This is a genomic window from Paenibacillus sp. NPDC057886, from assembly GCF_042796655.1.
Taxonomy (GTDB): domain Bacteria; phylum Bacillota; class Bacilli; order Paenibacillales; family Paenibacillaceae; genus Paenibacillus.
Genome location: NZ_JBHVMZ010000003.1, coordinates 182,934 through 206,961, shown reverse-complemented (window position 1 = coordinate 206,961; position 24,028 = coordinate 182,934). Strand labels below are relative to the sequence as shown.

The following is a 24,028-nucleotide window of genomic DNA, read 5'->3' as shown; positions in this document are numbered from 1 at the left end:
AACCAAATATATGGTAAATTATTGAAAGGGGTTAATTATGAAATAGGATAGGAGTCTATTAACTGATGAATTACTTGAAATCTGGAATGATAACGACCGGTATTGCCGCAATATTAATCTGCAGCGGTGCAATCACGGAGACGATTCGGACCGATCGATTTGAAGCATCCACCGAGTCTTCACGCTGGGAGAAGCAACCTCAAGAACTTCAGGAGAAGTTAACAAAATCATGGAGCAGAGGAATAGAGGCGATACGTAACACGCTGAATGCGAATAGTGAAAATGAGAATATAACTGAATGGAAACTGTTTTACAGCTTGGAGGATTCATTAAACACCCTCCCCCATCAAGAGCACTCTTCCTTCATCACTGCCTATTATAGTAACGAACGAAGAACCATGCTGGAAAACAGGGATATCATGCCTGCCTTGCTTTTACATCCCGATCATACAAAGGCAATACTTTATTGGGAAAAGCATGATGGAACCTATGCCATTATTACATTAGAATCGCAAATCAATGCAAACAACAAACCCGAATGGGATGTCAGTCATTCTTGGATAACCAAACAGCCCTCATCCACTTGAAGTGGGTCAGGGCATTGATCCTATATCCATTCTTAATTCCTCATAAAGAGTTCTTCATATACTTTAATGCGGTTCCGTTTCTCCATTCTCTTCTGCTGATGAAGATAGATTGGCATTTAACCCCTTCACATAAATCATCGTCGTATCCGGATTGATATGTCCCATCATTTCTGCCAAGCGATGTAGTGGTGTATGCTCGGCCATAGCGTATCCGAACCGATGACGCAGATCATGGGAACTTAGCCCCTCCAGACCGGCTGTAGTCATCACCTTTTTGATCAAATGGCGCAGCGCCCTCTCCGTTAAGCGATCACTGGTTTTCTCGGAAGGAAACAGGTAAGGACTACCCGGCGCGAGGCCAGCCATGTACATTTTTAACAAAGCAATACATGTCATGTTCAGTGGAATTTTCCGTTGACCGTTTCGTTTATCGGCCCGTACGGTGAGCTGCCCGCTTCGTTTGCCCAATTCAATATCACCGGGAGCGAGATTGCATATCTCCATCGTTCGCATACCGGTATGAAACATGAGCGTAAGAATGGTCTGATCCCGAAGCGAGTTGCCGTTCTCGACCGCAGATATGAATGATCGTTCTTCCTCGGTGGTCATTCGGCGTGGGCTAACCTTGTCTTCCGGAATGAATTTCAAAGGTTTGGAAGGATCACTGTTGATCCTGGATTCCGATGCGGCCCACTTGAAAAAACGCTTCAATGTAATCAGTCTGCGATTAATGGTAGATGGCTTCAATTGCATCACCTTTTGTGAATCCTCCCGGTAACGGACCAATGTCGATGTATGCACGTCTTCGATACGAAATGTGAGCTCTTCACTCCGAGAATCGTTCCCCTTACACCATTCGGTAAAATGCTTCAAATCACTCGCATATTCTTTCAAGGTTTTGGGAGTCAATTCTCCCTGAATCGTAAGCATATGTATGAATTCCTGAACAACCATTTCCCCTTGTACGGAAGTACCAGATATCTTATCCATTAGAAAAAACCTCCAAATCTTGACTTATATTAGCGGACATGGTATTATCATATTAATCGATACATTAGCGGACATCAAGTCTGTGGGTTTGAATATACCTGATTAGCGTTGATTTCTAAATTAGCCTTTTCAAAATGGTCGTTTAAAAACTTATTTTTTGGAGGAACTACATGCAAACAGGTACAGTGAAATGGTTTAACGCGGACAAAGGATTTGGCTTTATCGAAACTGAAGAAGGAACAGACGTATTCGTTCATTTCAGTGCAATTCAAGGCGACGGTTTCAAAACATTGGATGAAGGACAACGCGTCCAATTTGAAGTAACTCAAGGTAACCGTGGTCCACAGGCTGAGAACGTTACTAAAGTTTAATTATATTAAAGCTGCCTTGTACAAGGCAGCTTTTTGTTTTATTACATGAGCATTTTGCATAAATTCAGAGAGCGTCTTTCATCCAAAAACGAAAAGCGAGGTATGACAAATGGACAAAGAACAATTGATCACAGAAGTAGCCAAAAACGGCGGATTTTCCAAAAAGAACGCTGAAAAGGCCGTAACGGTTGTGCTGGATTCGATTTTGGAAGCATTGAAAGAAGGCAAAGAGGTTCAACTGGTCGGATTCGGCAAATTTGAAGTGCGTAATCGTGAAGCACGTATGGGCAAAAGCCGTAGAACGGGTAAGGAAATTCAACTGCCAGCAGGTAAGGTTCCCGTATTCACAGCAGGATTAACCATGAAAGAAGCTTTAAACTAAACAGCAACAACAGGATTGGAAAAGAGGTTTTTATTCAAACACACAACGAACATTTTGATGTAAATGTCGTGTTTTCTACGGTTGATGACATCATTAACTTTTATTCCGGCAAGCAGACATACCAGAATAACGCGGAAGATCACACCCATTCAACACCCCCATCAACAGAGTCTGCACAGACGCCACAACCACCCACTCGCTAAAACGAACCTTTCATCTTGGACAATAAGAAGCCCTGTTCCGCTCAACACGGTCCAGGGCTTGATTTGTGTCAATCGAGCACCCAGGGAGAATGAATTTTGGGTACGTCATTGATTAATTGCTTGGTATAGGGATGCTCCGCATGGTGAATGACCTCCTCCGCTCTCCCTGCCTCCACCATTCGTCCATGCTCCATAATACAGATCGTGTCGCTCACATAATAAGCCAGACCCACGTCGTGCGTAATAAACACAATGGTCATTCGGTTCTCGTCGCGCAGCTTGAGCAGCATATCCAGAATCGTTGAACGCGAGCACGCGTCCACCATGGACGTCGGTTCATCGGCGATCAACACCTTAGGATGCAGCATGAAAATGCGGGCAATCATGAGCCGTTGCATCTGTCCACCGGACAGCTCAAACGGATATTTGTTGTATAACTCTTCGAACTTCAGGTTGACGAAGGAACAGGCTTCCTTCATTTTGGCATATTCCTCGTCCTTGTTCAGCTTCAGCCCCTGAAGTTTGATACAGTCCACCAGCAGCTTTTCCACCCGGTGAAATACGTTAAACGAAGAGAACGGGTCCTGGAAAATGGCCTGGATATCCTTCCAATAGGCTTTACGCTCACGATACCGCTTCAGTTGTCTGGGCTTGCCATCGTATTCGATCGCTCCACCCGTTTCCTTGAGCAAGCCCATGATCATTTTCGCAAGCGTCGTCTTGCCACTGCCACTCTCTCCGACAATGGAGATAATCTCCCCTTCATGAAAATCAAAGCTCACATCGTCCACCGCTGCCTTTTTGCGATTGCCTGTACCGTACACCTTGGTCAGATGGCGGCCGCTGATCAGCACCTTGCCCATCGCCATACACCTCACTCCTTTCAGGGAGCCTTGATCCGAGCCCATTACGCCCAGAAAGAATCATTTCATTGGTCTGCAGTATCGTCTGTGGCAGTTCGAATATCCCGGACTTCATCTTTATTTGAGCCTTTCTCCTCCTGAGTTTGTTCCCTCTCCAGGGACTCTTCGTTCATGCTCTCCTGCTCTACTTGACCGTCCTGCTCCTGTTCCTGCTCCCTGATCTGCTCCAGCATCTCCGGTGTCAGGAGACAGCGATATATGCGCCCATCGACATGAATGTTCTCGATTTTGCCCTGGCGGCACTCGTCGGTAACCAGTGTACAGCGCTCTGCAAAGCGGCAGCCTTCCGGCACATTCTTCAGATTCGGTGGTGCACCGGGAATGGCAGCCAGTTTGTGCTCCTTCATGCCCTCTTCCGGCACAATGATGGAGCCCATCAGTTTACGGGTGTACGGATGCAGCGGATTGAAAATCATCTGCTCTGCCGTGCCTCGTTCCACGATCTCCCCGGCATACATCACCATAATTTCGTCCGTGACATGGTACAACAGCGGCAGCTCATGCGTGATGAACACCAGTGATTTGATTACTTTGCGCTTCAACAAATCCTTCAACAGACGGATGACTGCCTTCTGAGAAGTTACGTCCAGAGCTGAAGTAGGTTCATCCGCTATGAGCACGTTGGGATTCAGAATCGTTGAGATGGCGATGACCGTTCGCTGCTTCATGCCGCCGGACAATTCATTGGGATACATATCCAGCACATCCGGCGACAGATTCAGGGATTGGAAGCGCTCCGCAGCCATTTTCCGCACCTCCGTCCGTTTCATCTGGGGACGATGCTCCTTCATGATGTCTTCAATAAACCTGATAATCCGCAGCGTTGGGTTCAGCGCATTCATGGCGGCCTGCGGAATATAAGCAATTTCTTTGCCCAGAATGCGGGAACGAAGCTGCTCTTTGTTCAGCTGCATAATATCGGTGCCATTAATCCGGATCGAACCACTGCCATAATGAAGCGGCGGGAAATAAAAGCCCATCAGGCTGAGCGCCAGCGTCGATTTGCCACAGCCCGATTCACCTGCAATGCCCAGCGTCTGCCCCTCTTTCAGCCCGAACTCCACCCCATCGACGGCAAAGACGTTCTCCTTGAGCCGGGTACGGTAATAGGTTTTGAGACCGCTGACCTGAAGTATAGGTTGGTTCATGGTCTTAGCTCCTTATTTTCGGATTGAAAATTTCGTCCATGCCCGTATTCATTAGATAAAGCGAGAAGGTAATGACGGCAATTGCCAGCGCCGCAGGAATGAAGGCCCACCACGCCCCTGCTACTGGCGCTTCAAACACCAGTGCCCAGTTCATCAGAATGCCGAGCGAGATCGTATTATACGGCCCCAGTCCCAGCATGGAGATGGAGGCTTCGGACAGAATGCCCGATGCCGTCTGGAGCACAAAGGCCATCACCACATAAGACGCGATATACGGCAAAATCTCATGGATAATGATACGCGGCGTACTGTGTCCCGAAATTTTCGCAATATGCACATGGTCCCGACTGCGCAGAGATGTCGTCTGGGCTCGCACAGCCCGGGCCGTCCAGGGCCAGCTGGTTATACCAATAATGATCGCCGTCACCAGGGAACTGCGTGAATCAATGCTAACGGAGATCAAGATCAGAATAATAAATGAAGGAATAACGATGAATATGTTGGTGATTGCTGTCAGAAAGTTATCCAGCATTCCCCCGATATATCCCGACACCAGGCCCATAACCAAACCGATAGCGGTCGCAAACACACCTGCAATCAGCCCCACACGTATGGATGTCTGGATGCCATACATCAATTCAAGAAAGATGTCCCGTCCAAAATTGTCCGATCCTAACAGCAATCCATCACCAGGTGGCTGGAATGCCATCGCAATCATCTCCAGGGGATCACTGCGATTAATGAGCGGGTAGATCGTAACCAAGAGCAGCATGCCGACAAAAGTCACCGCACCGATCATGAATTTGGGTGACTTCAGCAAAATAGAGATCGAATGCTTCATATCACTGTTCCTCCATTTGAGCGGCCTTGATGCGCGGGTCAATGAAACCGTAGATGACATCAATGGTAAAGTTCGCAAGCAATACAGCAATGGCAATTAACAGCGTACACCCCGAGATTAGTGGGTAATCCAGTTGCCTTATGGCCGTGAACAGCCATGTGCCGATGCCCGGATAACTGAAGACAATCTCACAGATGAGTGATCCGCCAACCATCGTACCGATGGAGAGCGCAAGTCCCGTAATTTGCGGCAGCATGGCGTTACGGAACACATAACGCGCAATTCGGCCGTCGCGAATACCCAGCAGTTTACTGTATAACACATAGTCTGAATTGAGCTCATAGATGGACATCTCCCGCATACCAATGGCCTGACCACCAATGGTCACGAGCACAATGGAGAGGAATGGCAAGGTATGGTGGCGAACCACGGACATGATGAAGTCGAAGCTCAGCTGCGGTACCATCTGGAAGTCATATCCCCCCGATAGCGGGAACCATTTCAGTGATAACGCAAAGACATACAGCATAATAATAGCCAGAGTAAAAAAAGGAATGGAATTGATAAACAACGCTACCGGAAACAGCACTTTATCAAAAACACCCTTCCGGTACGCCGCAATGGCGCCGAGCAAATTACCAATGATCCAGCCGACCAGGATGGCCGGAAGTTGAAGCCCCACCGTCCATGGGACGGCGGAGGCCAGAATGTCCGTCACAGGCTTCGGATACAGTCCAAAGGACGTGCCCAGATTGCCTGTGAACAGATTTTTCAAATAGATGCCGAATTGGGTCCATAGCGGCTGATCAATGCCGAATTCAACCGTAAACGTCTCATACACCCGCTTGATGGAATCCGAGTCGGTCATCCCTGACGTCATTTTGGAAGCGATCATGCTCACCGGGTTACCTTCAATCAGTCTTGGCAAAATAAAATTCAGTCCGATGGCGATGACCAGGGTCAGGCCGTACCAGAATATTTTTTTGGCGACATATCTGGAATAGGCATTCATAGGATTTAGCACCCCCGAGTTTAGCGGATAAGGGCCTTATGTCTGAAGTGGCGTGTCACTTCATCGTGTCCTGATTCAATATGAGTTCCTTAATTGTGGATCTGATACAATGCCTTGATACCCGCTCCGTCCATCGAGATTTGCGGCGGAATGTTGGTGCCATCTCCTTCGGTCGGGAAGCCTTTCCAGACCGATTCATTCACGGTGTCAAACACCCATGGTCTGTACATCAGCGGAATGGAAGGGATATCTTTCAGCCAGATGGTATTCAGTTCGGTGTACAGTGACTTCAGCTTTGCCTCGTCAGACACGGATGGAATCTCTTCAATAATGGCGTCTGCGCGGTCATTCTGGTAACGTCCCCAGTTCCAGAACGCCATCTCACCCATTGGGGCAACCCCTTTGGAGTACATGATCGTCATCGCACGATTCCACGGCTGACTTGGGCTGACCCCGCCCGCAGGTGTGTTCATGATGATATCGAATTTGCCAGTTTGCAGATCATTGGTCCATACCGGAGATTCCGGGAATTTGGTGCGAATCTCAATCCCTATGGCCTTGGCGCTCTGCGCTACGATCTCCAGGGCAGCGTTCCAGTCAGACCAGCCGTAAGGACATTCAACCTCGAAAGGTCCAAGGCGTGTACCGTTAAGAACACGGATGCCATCTTTGCCTTTCTTCGCTCCAATCTTGTCGAGCAGGGCGTTGGCTCCTTCAATATCCATCGTCCATTGCAACGACTTGATGGCATCTTGGTCAATATATTTGGACTCGGCGTCCGAGTTCAAGGTCAGGGACGGCTGCATTGGTGCGGAATATCCGCTCATGGCCAGCTCCGAGATTTTTTCATAGTTGATGCTCATGGCTATTGCACGGCGAACGTCAGCATTATCAAGTCCGGCTTTGGACAGATTGAAGAAAATGCTTGGCATGGAACCAGGCAGATAATACGGCGCATCCTTCAGATACGTTTTGACGGCCGCCCCGCCTTCCCACATCTTCCATACCTGAGGGATAAACTGCTGGGAGACGTCCACTTGCCCACTCTTAAACGCCAGATCACCTGCGGCATTATCCTTGTAGATCACATGGGTGATGTACTTCGGTGAAGGCAGCTTGCCGAACAATTTCTGTCCCCAGTAGTTATCGTCACGGACAATCGTAATTTTCTGGTCGTTGTAAAAGTGAAGTTTATATGCTCCGGTGCCCACCGGATTGTCATTAACCTCTTTGCGGATTGCGGTCAGATCATTATTGTTCTTCTTCTCGATCTCTTCCCAGATATGCTTCGGAAGCATCGGAATCAGTTCAATGCTGTCCAGTACGGTCAGCTTGTTAGGGTTATCAGGGTTCAGCTTAATTTCCACGGCCTGCGCTCCATCCGCTTTCACTTCACTGATGTAGGTCCAGAAGCTGCTCCAGTTGATATCGTATTTTTTGCCCAGTTCATAGGTATACACAACATCATCTGCCGTAAAAGCCGTTCCGTCGCTCCACTTCGCATCCGCATTCAACTCGATGCGCAGGGTGGTTTCATCCGTCCATTCATACGACTTGCCCAGGAGAGGTTCAAGACCGCCGTCCAGCTGATTCACCATGAACAGCGTCTCGTACACCAGTTCCCTGGAGTTGCCGTAATTCACAGGAAATGCGGGATTTCCGCTCAACAGATTGAAGTTGGTTGGTGGTCCCCATTGCAGCCCGTTGATATACAAGGTCTCATTACGTGGTGTCTCCTTGTTGGTCTGTGGTGCAGGTTCGTTCTGAGTTGTCGTGGTCGGCGTATCCACCGTCCCTTGTGGTTCACTTACTGATGGTGGCTGAACACTTTGGCATCCGGCAAACAATGTGACCGACATGAACAGAGCGACGAGCGGTGTGGCAGCTCTCTTAAATCGCATTCTGAACCCCTCCGTGAATTCATATTGATGTTATTGGAAGCGCTTACTTAAAGTTATTCTATGACTTATCTCATACCAAACATTCCATCTCTTTTCTCAATGTTGAGACAAATATTTATGGGGACATCCCAAATAACCAGCACCGCGTGGGTGAGCTGGTTACTAATATCGATATTTTCCAAATACTGCATACAAGACAGGGCTGTCCCATAAGTCATAAAAATGGCTGGGACAGCCCCGTTTTTCTATATTGAACGTTCATCAGCTAGACTTTGAAATATCTCGTCGACCAATTTATCGGTCTATACCACCGGGAATCCTATTCTCTGATTGTGATTTTTACACTGTTGAATTGGGCACTACCTTGGCTAACGAACAAGCCAAGCTTCCCTCGATGAATATCATACATTCTGGCGCTCATTGCAATTTGATCATCTACATACATTTCGCAGATCGTTCCGTCAATAAACACTTTGATTTCATAAGGATGATTGGGAACAAGCTGAACGGGACGTTCCAGTTCAACCTCATAAGGGAACGTTTTCCCGCCCTCTTCCGACTGCATTATCGCCCCCCGGAAGGTAATACGGTTTCGTTGCGGTTCCAATGTGAGATAATAGGCTGCATCCAAAATGTCTTCTGTTCGTAACATGAACCCAACACCTTGCGTTTCCCCGGAAAATGAGACGTGTGCAGATATCTTGCATTGATCAGGCAAATCCTCCTGGCTCGTGCAGCCGGCAAACCCATACGGAGACTCGCAGGAAAGCGAGCTATCCAAATGGATCCAATCTCCTGCAATTCCATTGAAATGTATAGGAAACCCATCCGTAAATGCAGCATCGACCGTTTCAGGTACCTTTACGCTGAGGTTGCCATCGGGACGCTGAACGATTTCATGCACGATCAGATTCCCGCCCCAGTCCCAAGTATCGTAATCCTTGCCAAGGGATTTCGGCGGATTCCAGCCGAATAAATCGTCATTTTTCGTTGGATTCCAACCGAACAGGTAGCGTTTCTGCCCGTCATCCACGGATTTGGCCGCATAGAAAGCCCGTCCGTCGAAAGTATCCTCCTTTGGGGTAATCCATGGGCCATCCAGGGAACGGCTCATCCGGTAAAAGGTCGCAAATCGCCCGGTATAAGAGGAGTAGATCAAATACCACCACTCCCCGATCCGAAACAAATCGGGGCATTCGTGAGCCCCTACGTGCAGATTCGGCGCGTACAGGGGCTCGCGGTACTCCCAAGCTTGAAGATCCTTGGATGACAGCAGTGCGGTACATCCTTTTCGATTGGTTGGCCCTTTCGCCATCGCTGCGAGCAGCATCCAGTATTGACCTTCCTCCTCATTCCAGAATACGAAGGGGTCACGCCAATCAGACAGTTCATAGATGCGGTCATCAGCCGCAAAGCTATCCTCAGGGATCGCTTCCCAAGTCTTGAAGTCTCTGCTGATCGCATGACATACCAGCTGCTTGCCTTCTGGAAATATGCAGTAGAACATATGATAGATACCGTCCACTTTCAGTATATGACCGGTGCCGCCTTCGATCTTGCAAGCTCCTTCTTCCCGATAATTCACGAAATCCTTCGTTCCGACAAGATGCCAGCCGTGGTCAAGGCCCTCACGATAGTTATCCCTCCATCCGTGAAGATAAAATAACTTAAACTCCCCGTCTTCATAATATGGAATAACGTCTCCGACCCAGGCGTTAGCCGGCCGGTAGAAAAACTCCCTCATCCTTCATCCCTCCTAATGGTTAAAGTAGCTAAGCGCTCATTCACCGGAACAGGCATGTACGCATCGCTTGTGCCTCGTTCCTGATACCAATAAACAGTGGCGGCATACAAACATTGATTATTTGGGCCCCATTGATTCCCTTTATATTTCTCAATAAATCCTTCGAAGGAGTCCATGAAGGGAACGTTGTCACAAATATGAAATCGGTTAACCGAGGTATGTCCGTTTGCATCCAACTCGATAAACGGCTGACTGGCGAAAGCACTGTCAAACATCGGGAATGGCGGCTCGGCCGCCCAGGCATAGCCAATATAGTCCTCGCTACCCGTTCCGAACGTAGACGGAAAGGATTCGCCATCCACGAAAAATTTCTCGTCTCCTTCTCCCCACCACCAATCAATCGTTTTTCGATCCCATCGCCCGTACCACCATGTTTCGGCTACCTCATCTGGTTTCTCCCAGGTATTATACACATGCAGATGAACGCCGCAGAACCTTCCCCGGCCTTTCGTCAGCAGCAGAGGCCAATCCGGCCAACGATCCCCGCCTTCCTTGAATCGGCCCGTATCCAGATCCAGATAATCATCCCGGTGCCATTTTGCATGAAAACGTAGGAGATCGTCCGTATGAGATGTCGTTAAGGGAGTATACCGGATATCAGCCGCTATCTCGCACGGTTCGACTCCATCATTTTCAATTTCGATCCTGGCGCCTTCCGAGAACGGCATGTACCAATAACTGTACATTTCATGTTCATTCATGCCCAGAGGCATGGCTCGGTACGGCTTGATCCCGGGTGCGCTTCCAAAAAAATCACCCAGTGGAGCCCATACGGAAGGAGCTTCTTCATTGTCCCATCTCATCGAGATGACCAACTGCCTGGTCAAGATCTGCTGCTGTTCCTCGCTCTTTCGTCCAAGGTCTGTCCTAATCCGGAACATGGAGATAGCGCCAGCCCCCTGTTTATCCAAAAGCACCGCTTTGCCGCCTGCCGGTACGGATACCGTAACGCTCTCGGCGGAGGACCCTTCCTTTTTCATAAAAGAGTACGTTCCCCTTTGCTGTAAAAACCGGTCTGCTTCGGCCAGTGCTATGGCACTCTCCTTGTCGATACTGCCGTCAAAAGAGGGCAGTTGGACTTCGGAAGGGAACGAGGTATACGTTATGTGATAATAGGCTCCCCAACCTTTATCCAGCAACACCTTGCAATGTTTTTGGAAGGGAATTGGGATGAAACTGTTTCTTCCCCGGGATAATGTAGGCAACAGATTCGGAAAATTGGATGGGGGTCCTTCCTGGTTGAATTTATCGAAATAATCCCGGAAGGGCTGATCGATCACGGGGGTGTCGGCGTGATCAATATAAATCCGGATATGCCCGTCCTCAGGAAGTGCAGACCAGAATCTCCAGATCACGCCGGGACCGTCAAGTTCCATGGCGACGATGCTTTCTCCTTCCTTACGAATGAAGCCTCCTCCATCATCATTGGCTCCCCAATTCTCGTATAAGCCCGTCTCGGCATTATAAATAGAGTTTCGGTCAAAACTTGAGAAGCACCCCGATTTTTCTCCAGCCTGCGGCGGTACCGCTAGCGATTCAAGATCATATAATCGCTTCACGAGGTCTTGATAGGTATGGAACTGCTGCTCCGTTCGATTCATGTCAGGCTCTCCTCTTACCAGTTATTTGTTAATCTTTTCAAGTCGGATTCTGCACCTTAACCGGTACATTAAAATCATCAACGTTAATATGTCCAAAGCCGCCTGTGGATTGATCAACCACCTTAATGTAAAGCTCCTGGCCGATATACTCCGACGCATCCCAAATCTTCCGTTGATACTCCTCATAATTGGTTGCTGTCTCTTTAAATAACGTTTTGCCGTCTGACGCCCGAACCAGCGCAACATAGAGCTTATCTATATCACGGCCGCCGCTGATAAGGAAGTTGATTTTGCCATTCCCGCCAAGGACGAAGTTTTGTGTTTTTAGCGTTCCCGTCAAGCTGTCACCCCCGGCTTCTTCATTAAAGCCCCATAAGTGATGGCCGCCCGGAATTTTATGCGACGGATTGAAATAAATCGTATCCCAGAAAAACTGGGCATCGGTTACATGGACATCCTGGAAAGCGTCTCCTTCCGTAATCCAGCCTGTCAAATCTCCTGTAGCAAAATCATGGTTAGGCAGCTCCGTAATATCGGTATACACGGAGTTGTCCCAGTTGTCAGGCACATCGACCGGAGCAGCCGGTTCACCCGTTAAAGCGTTCATCTCCCATACTTCCATCGACTTGACTGTAATATCGTTGTCGGCCCACACCTGCATGCCCAAGGAGTCATATCTGCCTACATAGACGCGGGTTGTCAGCTTTTTTTTGTAATTGGCAAAGGCTTCAACAACCGAACGGTCAAGGAAAATATGGAGCTTCAGGTTCTCTCCGTCCAAATCCACGTATCCGCCTTGAATGCCATCCACGCGTACATCCGGATCAATGCTGCTTTTTGTCCGATCTACATTAAAGGTCCCGTTTGTCTTGTCATAGTAAATCAGCGTTTCTTCCTGGCCATTATCGGAGCGCCGCACCTTGAGCCCAAATTTCTGGGCTTCGCCCGGATCAACTTCCATCACAACCTCCAGCATGTCGCCTTTGACATTCCGGATCAATTGATTGGCGGCAGCCAAATTTTTGTCCGAGAAATCAACCACCTTATCTCCTCGGAGACTCTGCAATTCTTGAATCGGTTCAATACGCAATTGATCATGCTCATCCAGGCTCAGTGAAACTGGCAATGCCAAATTATGCGCCCATCCGGCTTGGTATTCGGCTTGCGGCGTTCTTACATTTTGCACCATGGAGTAAACGACCGTTCTTCCGTCAGGTGTGACCATACCGCTCTCTGCGGTTAAATAGCCATCGCCCACATCCATTTTGGAGGGTGCCTCCTGGTCGGGAATAAATTTGAAGTGATCCCGGTCCCAGGTGCCTATCCAGTAAAAGACCTCAACATCTCTTTGCACATCGTTTGCTGGAGGCACTTGCTCCGGTTTCTCATGCGGATTAACCATGAAAATATACTTTTGCTTGCCCGTGCTATCCTTGCCTAACGGCAGCAATACTGGCAGTTCCCATACCGTACCGAGCTCCGGATAGAGGCTTCTGTCACTAACGTATAAAGGCCCCTTATACTCCCAGTTGTACATATCGTCGGACACATACACCAAAGCTGTGCCGCTGCTGAAGTCTTCAAGACCGGAGGTCACTAACTGATACCACTTATCTACCTCTTCGTCGTACCAGACGAACGGATCGCGGAACTCGTTATGGATGCCGTTCCCGTTCTGCTCCGTCACCGGATCAGGATATTTCACCCATTGTTCCAGATTGGGGTCGGACAAATCTGCCGGAGTCGCCAGCCCTGTTCTTTGATTCGGCGACAGGGAGTCATTGCCGGCAGTATAGAACAGAACAGGATTGCCGTCTCGATCATACGCTGCACTGCCTGACCATGCGCCGTCCGGATCAAGGGTGCCTGCTTCGGGGGCAAGAGCAGGCCTCACATTTCCCCAATGTACCATATCGTCACTCACCCAATGTCCCCAGTGGATTTGATGCCAGTATGGACCTTGCGGGTTATGTTGATAAAATAAATGGTATTTGCCGTTATAATAAATCGGTGCATGCGCTTCATTCATCCAGTTTTGCGGTGGCATCGCATGATACTGAGGACGGTGCTGATCACCGTCAAACACACTGGGGTCCTCATCAATATCGCCATTCGGAATTTCCGGGACCGAACCGCCGTGAAGCGACTTCACATTCTCATACTCAGCAAGGATCTCCTGATCAGTGAGGGCTTTGTTTTGCAGCTTCACTTCATCAATGAGTCCAGAGAACATATTGTAAGAAAACAACCCTGCCAACTCTACCGGTTTATTATGTTTACCAATAATCAGGTTTTCGGTAGAGGGTGTGATCGGAACGTTGACAGAGGTCGCCTCAGAAGCCACTTCCTGACCGTTCAGATACAACTTAATCATTCCGTCCTTTTTGTCGAACGTGGCCGCAACGTAATTCCATTTGTACTTTTCGAGTGGATGATCTTTTACCCATACCTGAATCCACTGGCCGCCAATCCCGACCTGTAGGGACCATGTGCCGTGCCGGTACATGCCAAGTGCGAAGCCTTCTGCCTTATCCTGATCGGACTGGTTCACGATTGCAGACAGCTTGTTTCCATCTCCCCATTCGTAGCTGCGCGGCGCGACCCAAGCTTCAAGCGTCAACGCATCACTTACAGGAACGGCATTCTTTGCATTGACCTCGATATCATTTGAGTATCCATCGAACAGCAGGGCGCCGCCTTTTACTCCGCGCGGAGTCCATCTCGGTTCCTTGGAGTCCATGTATCTGGCGTTGTTAAAAACATAGTTCACATCGTGTTCAATATTGCTTACTTCCTCAAGCACCTTTTTTCCTGCGCCTTCATCAAGACTCATGCGGAAAATGGTACCCGTACCATGAGCTTGAAAAGCATCAACGGAAATACGAGCTTGATTGGATTGATCGATAACCTTGATATAAAGCCGCTTGTTATAGTACTGCTGCATTTCCCAGGAAATCTTCTCATTCGCACTGACATCCCCGGTCTTCTCAAGCAACGTATCAGTACTGGCATCATATAATGCGACGTAGGCATTCTGCGGATTGACGATGTCCAAAACAATGAAGTTAATGGTCCCGGTTCCCTGAAGCGTGAAGGTGCTAGAGGTAATCGAGCCCTGTCCTTCCAAGGAGGATTTGGCAAAAAAGTTACCTTCTTTACCCGCTTGAGCTTCATTGTTCACTTGATAAGCGTTGCCTTCAACGGTCCAGCTCTCTAAATTTCCGGTTTCAAAGCTGGGATTCTGGATTTCAGTCGGCATAATGTTATCTGCCATAACTCCTTCTTCCGGTACGAGTTCATTGAAGGTGTGGAAGGCGTCCGCAAAGATTACTCCCCAATCCGCGTACCCATTATCGACGATCTCCACATACAGCTTCTTGCCGATATACTTGGAGAGATCGGCTTTATACTGCTCCATATTCGCGAGTCTCAAGCCCTGTGCCGGATCCGGGAACCCGGACTCGCTAAATTCGGTGTTGCCGTACCTGGCAATTAAGTCTCCCGTATCCACATTGATGATGTTCACGTACACTTGATCCGTATGCTTGCCTCCGCCCAGTCTGAAGGTAATCCAGCCTGTTCCGCCCAGCTCGAAGGTGCTGGAACGAAGCTTACCTGTCGCAGTCTCGTTATACTTCAATCCGTTTAAATGATAAGTGCCTTCCTGGTTATACGGGATTTGTTCGACCCAATAGGTTGTTTCGTCCGATACGCTGTTCGGACCAAACGCCTCGCCTTCTACAACCGTCCAGCCTGTTAAATTCCCGGTTTCAAAGCTGGGATTTTCGATTTGATAGCGTTTGAAATCCGGCTTGATATCCGTGGCGGTAATGCCTTCAGCCGGCTCGGATTCATGGTACATGAAGAAGGCATCCGCAAAGATCACGCCCCAATCCGAGGTTGCATTATCAACGATCTCCACATACAGCTCCTTGCCTAAATATTCGGAAAGATCCGCCTTATATTGCTCCATATTCGCAAGCCGCAAGCCCTGGTCGGGATTTGGGAAGCCAACGTCAGCGAAGGCGCTATTGCCATACCGGGCAATGACTTGCCCCGTCTTGGCTTCCACGATATTTACATATGCCTTGTTTGGATTTTTCGCACCGCCAAGCTTGAAGCTGATCCAGCCGCTGCCACCCAGCTCGAAGGTGCTGGAACGGAGAACGCCGGTTGCAGCCTCGTCATGCTTCCAGCCGTTTAGATGATAGTTCCCTTCCTGATTGTACGGGATTTGTTCCGCCCACCAAGTGGTTTCGTCCGATACGCTGTCCTGACCGAATGCTTGACCTCTGACAACCGTCCAGCCTGACATATCCCCGGTTTCGAAGCTTGGATTCTGGATTTGATAGACTGTATCCGTAACTGACAACCCCTCATCAGCCTTAGGAGTTAACGCCTCCCGAGCATTCACTCCAACTTCGGCTGCAGCCGATATTCCAGGAGCAACAAGCTGGAGAACCATTACCCATATGACCATTTTGGAGATCCAGGTTTTCCTTGTTATTACATTCCTCATTCAAGATCCTCCTCCATGATTTCATATTTAGAAAACATCGATACCGCATTTCGACATGCTCCCCCTGTAACAAGGATGAATAGTCATGAAGGAAGGAGAGAAAAGATAAATGTATATGTGAAGCGCTTCCAAACTGAAGAGTACAAATTTTTTGAGCTTTGCTCCTTTATCCAAAGGGTAAGGAGCGCCTAAGCGCTCTTTTTACCAAATGGATTTCATCTCCCATATATCCAGCGATTTAACCAACAATTCCCCATCTCCCCAGATCTCAATCCCCAAAGCATCTTTACGGCTTGGATACACCCTGGTCGTCAGACTTTTCAATCCGTTTGCATAGGCTTCGACCATGGAGCGGTCCAAATAAATATGAAGCTTTAAATTCTCCCCTAACAGCTCAAGCTTACCACCCTGGATCCCTCGGCACTTTTCTCCCGGATGAAGCGTCGTTTTCGTTCGATCGACCAAGAGCATCGATTGATTCCAGTCATAATACAGCAGGGTTTCTTCTTCGTTATCCGGCGTACACCGGACCTTGATGCCGAGTTGTTTGGCACTGCCAGGCTCCATCTCCAGTTGAATCTCAAGCATGTCTCCTTGTACATCCCTCAGTAGCATATTAGCCTCAGCCAATGATTTGTCCCGGAGCGATAACCGCTTGGCGCCACGCAAGGATTGGAGCTCTTCAATCGGCTCAATTCCCAGCCGTCCGTCATCCCTCAAATACACGCTTAACGGCAAGCCGCCATTATGAGCCCAGCCCGATTGATATTCCAGCTCGGACGTCCTGTCACCTTGCGCTATCGTAAACACAATCTTTCGGCCGGTCTTCGGATCAACCATTCCGCTCGGACCGGTAAAATGGAAATCACCGACGTCAATCAATTGCGGCTCCTCTTGATCGGGAATGAATGATAGATTTTGTTTGTCAAGCTTCCCGGTCCAATAGAATACCTCGACATCCGCTCCCTGTCCCACTGGACTCACCAATAGAAGATGCTTGTTCACTCCCTGCTTGTCGCTACCAAGGGGAAGAAGCACAGGAAGCTCCCAGATGGGTCCAAGATAAGGGAATTTCTGAATATCCGCTTTAAACAATGACCCTTTGTACGTCCAATTCAGCATATCCTGTGATGCAAATGCGAGCGCTGCTCCACCTTCGCCTTCGATTCCGGACCCGACCAAGGCAAACCATTCGTCATCGTCCTTCCACACGAATGGATCCCGGAAATCTCCGAATACGCCCATGCCCTTCTTCTGCACGATCAACGGCTCCGCATGTTTGACCCAGTGAACCAAATCCGGATCTCCATCCCGGGAATAGTTACTTCGGGCAAGCGCCACGCTCTGATTGGGCGAAGCATTGTCATTGCCCGCCGTAAAGAATAAGACAGGCAGGCCGTCTGCATCATATGTCGCGCTTCCCGACCAGATCCCGTCCGGTGCGAGCTGATCATTTTCAGGGGCTAATGCCACAGGAAGATCACGCCAATGCACCAGATCCTTACTTACCCAATGTCCCCAGTGGATCTGATGAAAAAACGGCCCAAGGGGGTTATGCTGATAGAATAAATGATAATTCCCGTCAAAATAGATCGGCGCATGAGGCTCGTTCATCCAATGAGCCGGCGGGCTGACATGATACTGCGGTCTATGCCGATCCGGCAGCAGTGGCGTCCGATCCAGCTTGATCTCATCATACGTTAATGTCGGATGGGCTCCTCCATAGACGGTTTCCAACACGTGTCGATAGGAAGCGACCACCTCTTCCTCGCTCAGGGCTCGATTATAAACCTTGAGTTCATCGAGGATACCGCTAAACATGTGAAGGCTGAATACTTCCGCCAGCAGGCTGCTGTGATTGTTTTTGCCGATGAGCAACTCCGTGTCCACCGCCTCGTCCAGGCGAGAACCGGGGGGCAGATCAGCCGAAGCGATTTCCCTGCCGTTTAAATACAGCTTCATTTCTCCTTGGGTCCCATCGAATACTGCATTCACGTAAGACCATTCATTCTTGGGCAGTTCCTGACCGTCCGGCGACCAAACTTCCTTCCAGTCCCCTCCTTCCAGCCCGACTTGAAAGGACCAGGAGCCATGACGGTACATCCCAAGCAGATACCCCTGCTTGCGATCCATGTTGTGGTGGTTCACAATGGCAGACAACTTGCCTTCAGAGCCCCATTCATAAGAGCGCGGTGCTACCCATACTCCAATACTTAGCGCTGATCGATACTTTTGCTTGCCGTTCGGTTCCCCCTCATTGACCGAATGGGCAATATAAGTCGAGTAACCATCGAAGAGGAGCCCGCCCCCCATAACTCCCTGTCTCCACTGCGGATCGCAGGATTCCGTAAACTCGGCTTGATTAAATACGTACTGAATATCATCCTGTACTTGAGATATGCTCTCCACAGCGCTGGCTCCGGTTCCCTCATCAAAGGCCCAATACATCATCAGCCGCTGACTGTCTGATGTTTGACTCACGCTTCATCCCTCCCTAATGTCTGCTCTGTGGTGCCATTGGGGATATGAATGGACTGAAGAGCATGGATATGAAGCGAGCTCAATACAACCTGCCCTGAATTCGTTCCTATTGAAATCCTATTCATCGTTGCATCCGGAAAAATTTGATCCGTCAGAACAACCAGGCCCTGATTCGCATACACTTCAACCGCATTGCGATCCAGCCAAATATGCAGCTTGATTTTCTCATTTTCCGGAACCAGCATGACCCCATGCTGGCATGCAAATGATGGATGAAAGTCAGTCATGCCCGATTTGAAACGGTCGATGAATAGCCATTGGCGCACAGGGTCATAGCCGATGATTGTCTCACTCTGCCCGGACGATTGCATTTTGATATGAACCTCGCCCGCAGTTCGAATATCGATGTCCGCTTCAATTTCCAGTAGATCATCCTTTGTCTTTATTATAAACGGGACCTCCTGCGTAACCGTGACATCAGACCAGCTTATCGACTCTTTCCGCAGCTGTTCTATTTCCCGGACAGGCATTTGGGTTAGCACGATGCCCTCGTCACGACTGGTCAGTGACAGGGCGCGAGGCAGAGTCATTACGCCTCTCCAGTCTCCGGTTGGAGTCTCGTTGGCATATTTCCAGTTGCTCATCCAACCGATGATCACGCGTCGTCCGTCTTGTTCATGCATATCCGCCCAGGTGACCCCTGCATAGTTGTCCCGACCGTGATCCAACCACATGATATGATCAGCCGAATTGTCGTTGATGAATGTATTTCCGTCGAACTCTCCGATAAAATATTGCGTGCGTGATCCTTCCGGAAAGGCAGGGTTATCCCCAATGCTAATGATAAGTACCCATTTGGAACGCCCACTTTCATCGATTGGCAATTTAAAGAGATCCGGGCATTCCCAAACGCCGTCATGCGAGCCTTCTTCTTGCCCGAATTCCCCTGTTAATGTCCATTCACGCAAATTTTCCGATCCATAAAACCGAGCATGATCTCCCGCTACAATGGTCATAACCCACCGCTCACTTTGTGCATGCCAGAACACTTTCGGGTCCCGGAAATCTACCAGATCAGGTTCGGCAAGAACCGGATTCCCCTCATATTTATGCCAGGTTCTTCCTTTATCGCTGCTGTAAGCCAAGCTTTGCCGCTGACGCGGCTGCCCGGTCTCTGGACAAGTATCCGCATGGGTAAAGATCGCAATCAATCCATGGGTACCCGCGAACAATCCGCTGCTGTTATTAAAGTCAACCACACAGCAACCAGAAAAAATGGCTCCATGCTCGTCTGGGAACAGAGCGATAGGTTCATGCTGCCAATGAATCAGATCATGGCTTACGGCATGGCCCCAGTGCATCGGCCCCCATTTATTACTATAGGGATGATGTTGATAAAACAGATGATATTCTCCCTCGTAATAGACTAATCCGTTCGGATCGTTCATCCAATGGGATGGAGGCGAAAAATGATATCCCGGTCTAAATCTCTCATCCATAAGCTGTTTATTTGACTCCATTATCTTATTAATTTCCTCAGTCTTCGGCATAGATTGAAGAGCCCCTTCCCGTCTTGTTAATTCCATGATCATCGATTTGATTAATTATTTGTTTAAACTTGCGTTATAACGATCCAGCCCATTTTGATAGATCTCCATCAATTCGTTCAATCCCATCTTATCCAGGTTCTTCACATAGCTGTCCCACTGCTCATCCACGCCGCCATCAACAATGAATTTTCCTCGCTGGGTATTTACATATTTAATCAATTCGGGCTCAATTCGATTGATTTTGTCCAGCTCCTCCGGCTCAAAGAAGATACTCGGGTAGTTTTCCTCTTCCATATAGGGATCGTAATATTTCTCCAAGTCTTTAACGCGCTGCTGGGCTCTAGGCTCCAGATCAACTACTTTTCCCAAATCTTCGATGGTAATGACGCCAGGGCCGCCTGCGCCTGGAGCCACTTTTTGACGGAATTCGCCCGCGGAAGTGCCCTCAGGAATCGGCAGGTTCACGAATTTCCCATTTTCGTCCTTCTTGAATACGACATCCAGCGGACCCCAGTGGATTTGAGCAGCCATGTACGGTTCATACTGCTGGTCGATCCAACGGATTGTGATTTCCGGATTCTGGTTCTCTTTAGTAATCACGAAAGCACCGCGTCCTGGACCGCCACCGTTGCCGCGACCGATCGATTGATCCCCGTCCGGTCCTTTGAGCGGGGACAGCAAAGCATAATCCTTGCTTCGCTCCGTTCCGACCACCTCATCGACTTCCCACCAGATATAGGAGCCGAGCGTTTCGATTGTTGTTTTCCCTTTGGCCAGATACTGAGCAGCATCCTGGGTGAACGATTCAGGATCAATCAAGCCCTGCTTATACCATTTTTCATTAAAATATTTCAACGCTTCCTTATATTCAGGCTGCGTAGCAGTAAAGATCACTTTTCCGTCCCGGACGACCCGATGTTCCATGTTATCTGGAAGTCCGAATGCTCCGAATATCCCAGCAATGTCCATACACCACTGCATATGCATAAAGCTCAGCGGAATTTCGTCGGCCTTGCCGTTACCGTTTGGATCCTGTGTTTTAAAGGCAACTAATGCTTCCGTATATTCATCCAGTGTCTGTGGCATTTTCAGCCCCAGCTTGTCGAGCCATTTTTTATTGATAACGTGAAAGAAGGGGTTCGTTCCAAGATTGTTCTCTTCCCAAGAAGGCAGTCCGTAAATATGCCCATCCGGTGCCGTGATCGAGGATTTGATGTCAGGCCTGCGTTCTAAAAGCGCTTTCAGGTTAGGCGCATATTGATCGATTAAATCCTCCAATGGAAGGATCGTTCCGTCTGTGCCGTAATTAACCAGCTCGTAATCCGAAAATCCGGCTCCATAAAAAGCGTCAGGCAAATCTCCACTGGCCAGCAACAAATTTTTCTTCTCGGTAAAGTCGGTATCCGGAATGTTCTCCCACTCGATCTTAACGTTGGTTTGCTCTTCCAGCTTCTTGAAAATTTCCATTTGAGAATACTCCGGTGCCAAAGCAGCTTTCGGGGATACCATCTTTAACGATACCGGTTCATTCACAATCGGAAGACCCGTTTTGTTAAAACTCGCAGCGGAATTTTCCGACTGATTCTTGGAATCTCCTGAACATCCACTCAGCGCAAAAGCTCCAGCAATCATAAGAATTCCCGCTCTTTTGAATACAGATTTCATCGTGCATAACCTCCCTCAAGATCATTCCACAAGTTGAATATCTTACCTTGTCTTACTCTATAGTGGTCTGGATGCAGATATATCGATTCTGCTGCACATCCCCCCTTTCAAGTACCATGACAACATCATCCCTTGATCGAGCCGATCATTACGCCTTTGACAAAGTACTTTTGCAGGAAAGGATACAAAATCAGCAGCGGCAGACTGGATACCATGATGACTCCATATTTAATCAGTTCCGTTACGCGCATCTTCGCTGCGTAGGATTCGACATCCACCATCATGCCGGAGTTTACTTGGTTCTGGACGAGAATATTGCGAAGCACCAGTTGAAGCGGATATTTGCTTTCGTCGTTCAAATAGATCAAAGCGTCAAAGAAACCATTCCAGAAGCCGACGACATGATACAGCACCATGACAGCTAAAATGGACTTGGATAAAGGCAACACAATACTCCAGAAAAATCTGGTGTTGGAACAACCGTCGATCGACGCTGCTTCCCTCATTTCATCCGGGATGGAGGACTGAAAGAAGGTCCTTACGATAATGACGTTCATTATGCCACCAGCACCCGGGATTACAAGCGCCCAGATCGTATTCAGCATGTGAAGATCCTTGATTAACAAATACGTCGGAATCAACCCGCCGCTAAAAAACATGGTGATCAGCAAAAACCACATGATGACCGACCTTCCAACCAGATCCTTCCGTGCTAACGGATAAGCTGCAAATACGGTAACCGCTACTCCGATCAAGGTTCCTACGCCAGCGTATAATATGGAGTTGGCATACCCGATCCATATGGAGGAGTCATTGAATATTCGTTCATAGCCGTCGAGCGTGAATCCCTTTGGTAATAACCATACTTCCCCAGAATAAATTAGATTGGGATCACTGAATGAAGCAATCAACACAAAATACAGCGGAAATAAAACAAGCAGCATAACTACGGTCAAGAAGAAATAGTTGATAGCGTCAAACCATGCGTCTCCTCTGGTTTTTCTCTTCAAAAATTGGTTCACAGTGAATCCCCCCTACCACAAACTGGTTTCCGTTAATTTTTTGGCGATCCGATTGACGATGACAATCAGGATGATATTGATGACAGAGTTAAACAGTCCGACCGCGGTAGAAAAGCTGTACTGCGCCTTCTGAATCCCCAATTCATATACATAGGTTGGAATAATATTGGAGGTGGCATAGTTCAGGTCACTTTGCATTAGAAATGCTTTCTCGAAACCAATGCTCATGACGTTCCCGAGTGCGAGAATGAGCAGGATGACAATGGTCGGCAAGATGGACGGAATGTCAACGTACCATACACGCTTCCATTTACTTGCTCCATCCACAATTGCGGCTTCATGCAGTTCGGGATTAACCCCGGCAAGGGCAGCCAGGTAAATAATTGTAGCGAAACCGGTCTCTTGCCATACCCCTGACAAAATGTACAAAGGACGAAACCAGCCTTCGTCAGCCATGAATAGAATGGGTTCTCCACCGAACCAGGTAATGATGTGGTTCACGATCCCGCTGTTTGGCGATAAAAAAACATGGAGCATACCGACGAGCACAACGGTAGAAATAAAGTGCGGCGCATAAATGACGGTCTGGATAAATTTCTTGTATCCTTTGCCCAGCATCTGATTCAGCATGATCGCGATAATAATTGGAGCCGGGAAGCTGAACACAAGCGATAGAAAACTGAGTGTTAGCGTATTTTTCATGATCGTCCAGAAGTTATAAGAATTGAAAAAATCAATAAAATGCCGGAAACCCACCCATTCGCTGCCCCAAATTCCCTGGCTTGGTGAAAAATCCTTAAATGCAATTTGTACTCCGTACATCGGGTAGTACTTGAACAGGAGGTAAACCAGAATGATCGGCAGCAGGAACAGGTACAGTTCATAGTTGCGTTTAATTCGACTCCAAGTTTTACGATTTTCTTTGATCAGGGTTTGTTCTCCCCCGGAATCTCGTGAAATCACCGTCATACTCCCTTTCTTCGTAAAATTTTTATTTTATGTTATTGAAACGTTTCCAATTTATATGA

The 24,028-nt window shown here is 48.4% G+C and carries 17 protein-coding genes; 3 read left to right on the top strand and 14 right to left on the bottom strand.

Annotated features, from left to right (window positions below; translation table 11 throughout):
• Positions 1-65 precede the first annotated feature (65 nt).
• On the top strand, positions 66-587 hold the full coding sequence (locus ACFVQB_RS11580) for a hypothetical protein (protein WP_379438544.1): 522 nt from the start codon (positions 66-68) through the stop codon (positions 585-587).
• 63 nt (positions 588-650) lie between these two features.
• Here the strand turns inward: ACFVQB_RS11580 and ACFVQB_RS11575 are convergent, their stop codons facing one another.
• The gene (locus tag ACFVQB_RS11575; protein WP_379438541.1) at positions 651-1,577 is read right to left on the bottom strand and encodes a tyrosine-type recombinase/integrase; all 927 of its coding nucleotides are present in this window, start codon (positions 1,575-1,577) and stop codon (positions 651-653) included.
• Between the two features lie 170 nt (positions 1,578-1,747).
• Between ACFVQB_RS11575 and ACFVQB_RS11570 the strand changes: the two genes are divergently transcribed.
• Positions 1,748-1,948 carry a cold-shock protein gene (locus tag ACFVQB_RS11570; RefSeq protein ID WP_062320808.1) on the top strand — a complete coding sequence of 67 codons (201 nt, stop codon included), beginning with the start codon at positions 1,748-1,750 and terminating at the stop codon, positions 1,946-1,948.
• Between the two features lie 109 nt (positions 1,949-2,057).
• Positions 2,058-2,330 carry an HU family DNA-binding protein gene (locus tag ACFVQB_RS11565; protein WP_053783990.1) on the top strand — a complete coding sequence of 91 codons (273 nt, stop codon included), beginning with the start codon at positions 2,058-2,060 and terminating at the stop codon, positions 2,328-2,330.
• A 271-nt stretch (positions 2,331-2,601) separates the two neighbouring features.
• Here the strand turns inward: ACFVQB_RS11565 and ACFVQB_RS11560 are convergent, their stop codons facing one another.
• The 13 genes from ACFVQB_RS11560 to ACFVQB_RS11500 form a co-directional block, all read right to left on the bottom strand.
• Positions 2,602-3,402, bottom strand: a complete 801-nt coding sequence (locus ACFVQB_RS11560) for an ABC transporter ATP-binding protein (protein WP_062320810.1) — start codon at positions 3,400-3,402, stop codon at positions 2,602-2,604.
• Between the two features lie 59 nt (positions 3,403-3,461).
• Positions 3,462-4,604 carry an ABC transporter ATP-binding protein gene (locus ACFVQB_RS11555; protein WP_379438537.1) on the bottom strand — a complete coding sequence of 381 codons (1,143 nt, stop codon included), beginning with the start codon at positions 4,602-4,604 and terminating at the stop codon, positions 3,462-3,464.
• A 4-nt stretch (positions 4,605-4,608) separates the two neighbouring features.
• Positions 4,609-5,445, bottom strand: coding sequence for an ABC transporter permease (locus ACFVQB_RS11550; RefSeq protein WP_379438534.1), 837 nt, complete (start codon positions 5,443-5,445; stop codon positions 4,609-4,611).
• A 1-nt stretch (position 5,446) separates the two neighbouring features.
• The gene (locus tag ACFVQB_RS11545; RefSeq protein WP_379438531.1) at positions 5,447-6,457 is read right to left on the bottom strand and encodes an ABC transporter permease; all 1,011 of its coding nucleotides are present in this window, start codon (positions 6,455-6,457) and stop codon (positions 5,447-5,449) included.
• An 89-nt stretch (positions 6,458-6,546) separates the two neighbouring features.
• Positions 6,547-8,358, bottom strand: a complete 1,812-nt coding sequence (locus tag ACFVQB_RS11540; protein ID WP_379438528.1) for an ABC transporter substrate-binding protein — start codon at positions 8,356-8,358, stop codon at positions 6,547-6,549.
• Between the two features lie 319 nt (positions 8,359-8,677).
• Positions 8,678-10,102 (bottom strand): GH32 C-terminal domain-containing protein, encoded by a 1,425-nt coding sequence (locus tag ACFVQB_RS11535; protein ID WP_379438525.1) that lies wholly within the window; start codon positions 10,100-10,102, stop codon positions 8,678-8,680.
• A complete protein-coding gene (locus ACFVQB_RS11530; RefSeq protein ID WP_379438522.1) occupies positions 10,099-11,763 on the bottom strand; it encodes a glycoside hydrolase family 172 protein in 1,665 nt (554 codons plus the stop codon). The genes ACFVQB_RS11535 and ACFVQB_RS11530 overlap by 4 nt, the downstream gene beginning before the upstream one ends.
• Before the next feature lie 37 nt (positions 11,764-11,800).
• Complete coding sequence (locus ACFVQB_RS11525; protein ID WP_379438519.1) at positions 11,801-16,282, bottom strand: GH32 C-terminal domain-containing protein; 4,482 nt, start codon at positions 16,280-16,282, stop codon at positions 11,801-11,803.
• Between the two features lie 201 nt (positions 16,283-16,483).
• On the bottom strand, positions 16,484-18,733 hold the full coding sequence (locus tag ACFVQB_RS11520) for a GH32 C-terminal domain-containing protein (RefSeq protein WP_379439702.1): 2,250 nt from the start codon (positions 18,731-18,733) through the stop codon (positions 16,484-16,486).
• A gap of 26 nt (positions 18,734-18,759) precedes the next feature.
• A complete protein-coding gene (locus ACFVQB_RS11515) occupies positions 18,760-20,262 on the bottom strand; it encodes a glycoside hydrolase family 32 protein (protein WP_379439675.1) in 1,503 nt (500 codons plus the stop codon).
• A 105-nt stretch (positions 20,263-20,367) separates the two neighbouring features.
• Positions 20,368-21,978: an ABC transporter substrate-binding protein gene (locus tag ACFVQB_RS11510; RefSeq protein ID WP_379438516.1), complete on the bottom strand. Its 1,611-nt coding sequence runs from the start codon at positions 21,976-21,978 to the stop codon at positions 20,368-20,370.
• 125 nt (positions 21,979-22,103) lie between these two features.
• Positions 22,104-23,000: a carbohydrate ABC transporter permease gene (locus tag ACFVQB_RS11505; RefSeq protein WP_379438514.1), complete on the bottom strand. Its 897-nt coding sequence runs from the start codon at positions 22,998-23,000 to the stop codon at positions 22,104-22,106.
• Between the two features lie 12 nt (positions 23,001-23,012).
• Positions 23,013-23,969, bottom strand: coding sequence for an ABC transporter permease (locus ACFVQB_RS11500; protein WP_379438512.1), 957 nt, complete (start codon positions 23,967-23,969; stop codon positions 23,013-23,015).
• Positions 23,970-24,028 lie beyond the last annotated feature (59 nt).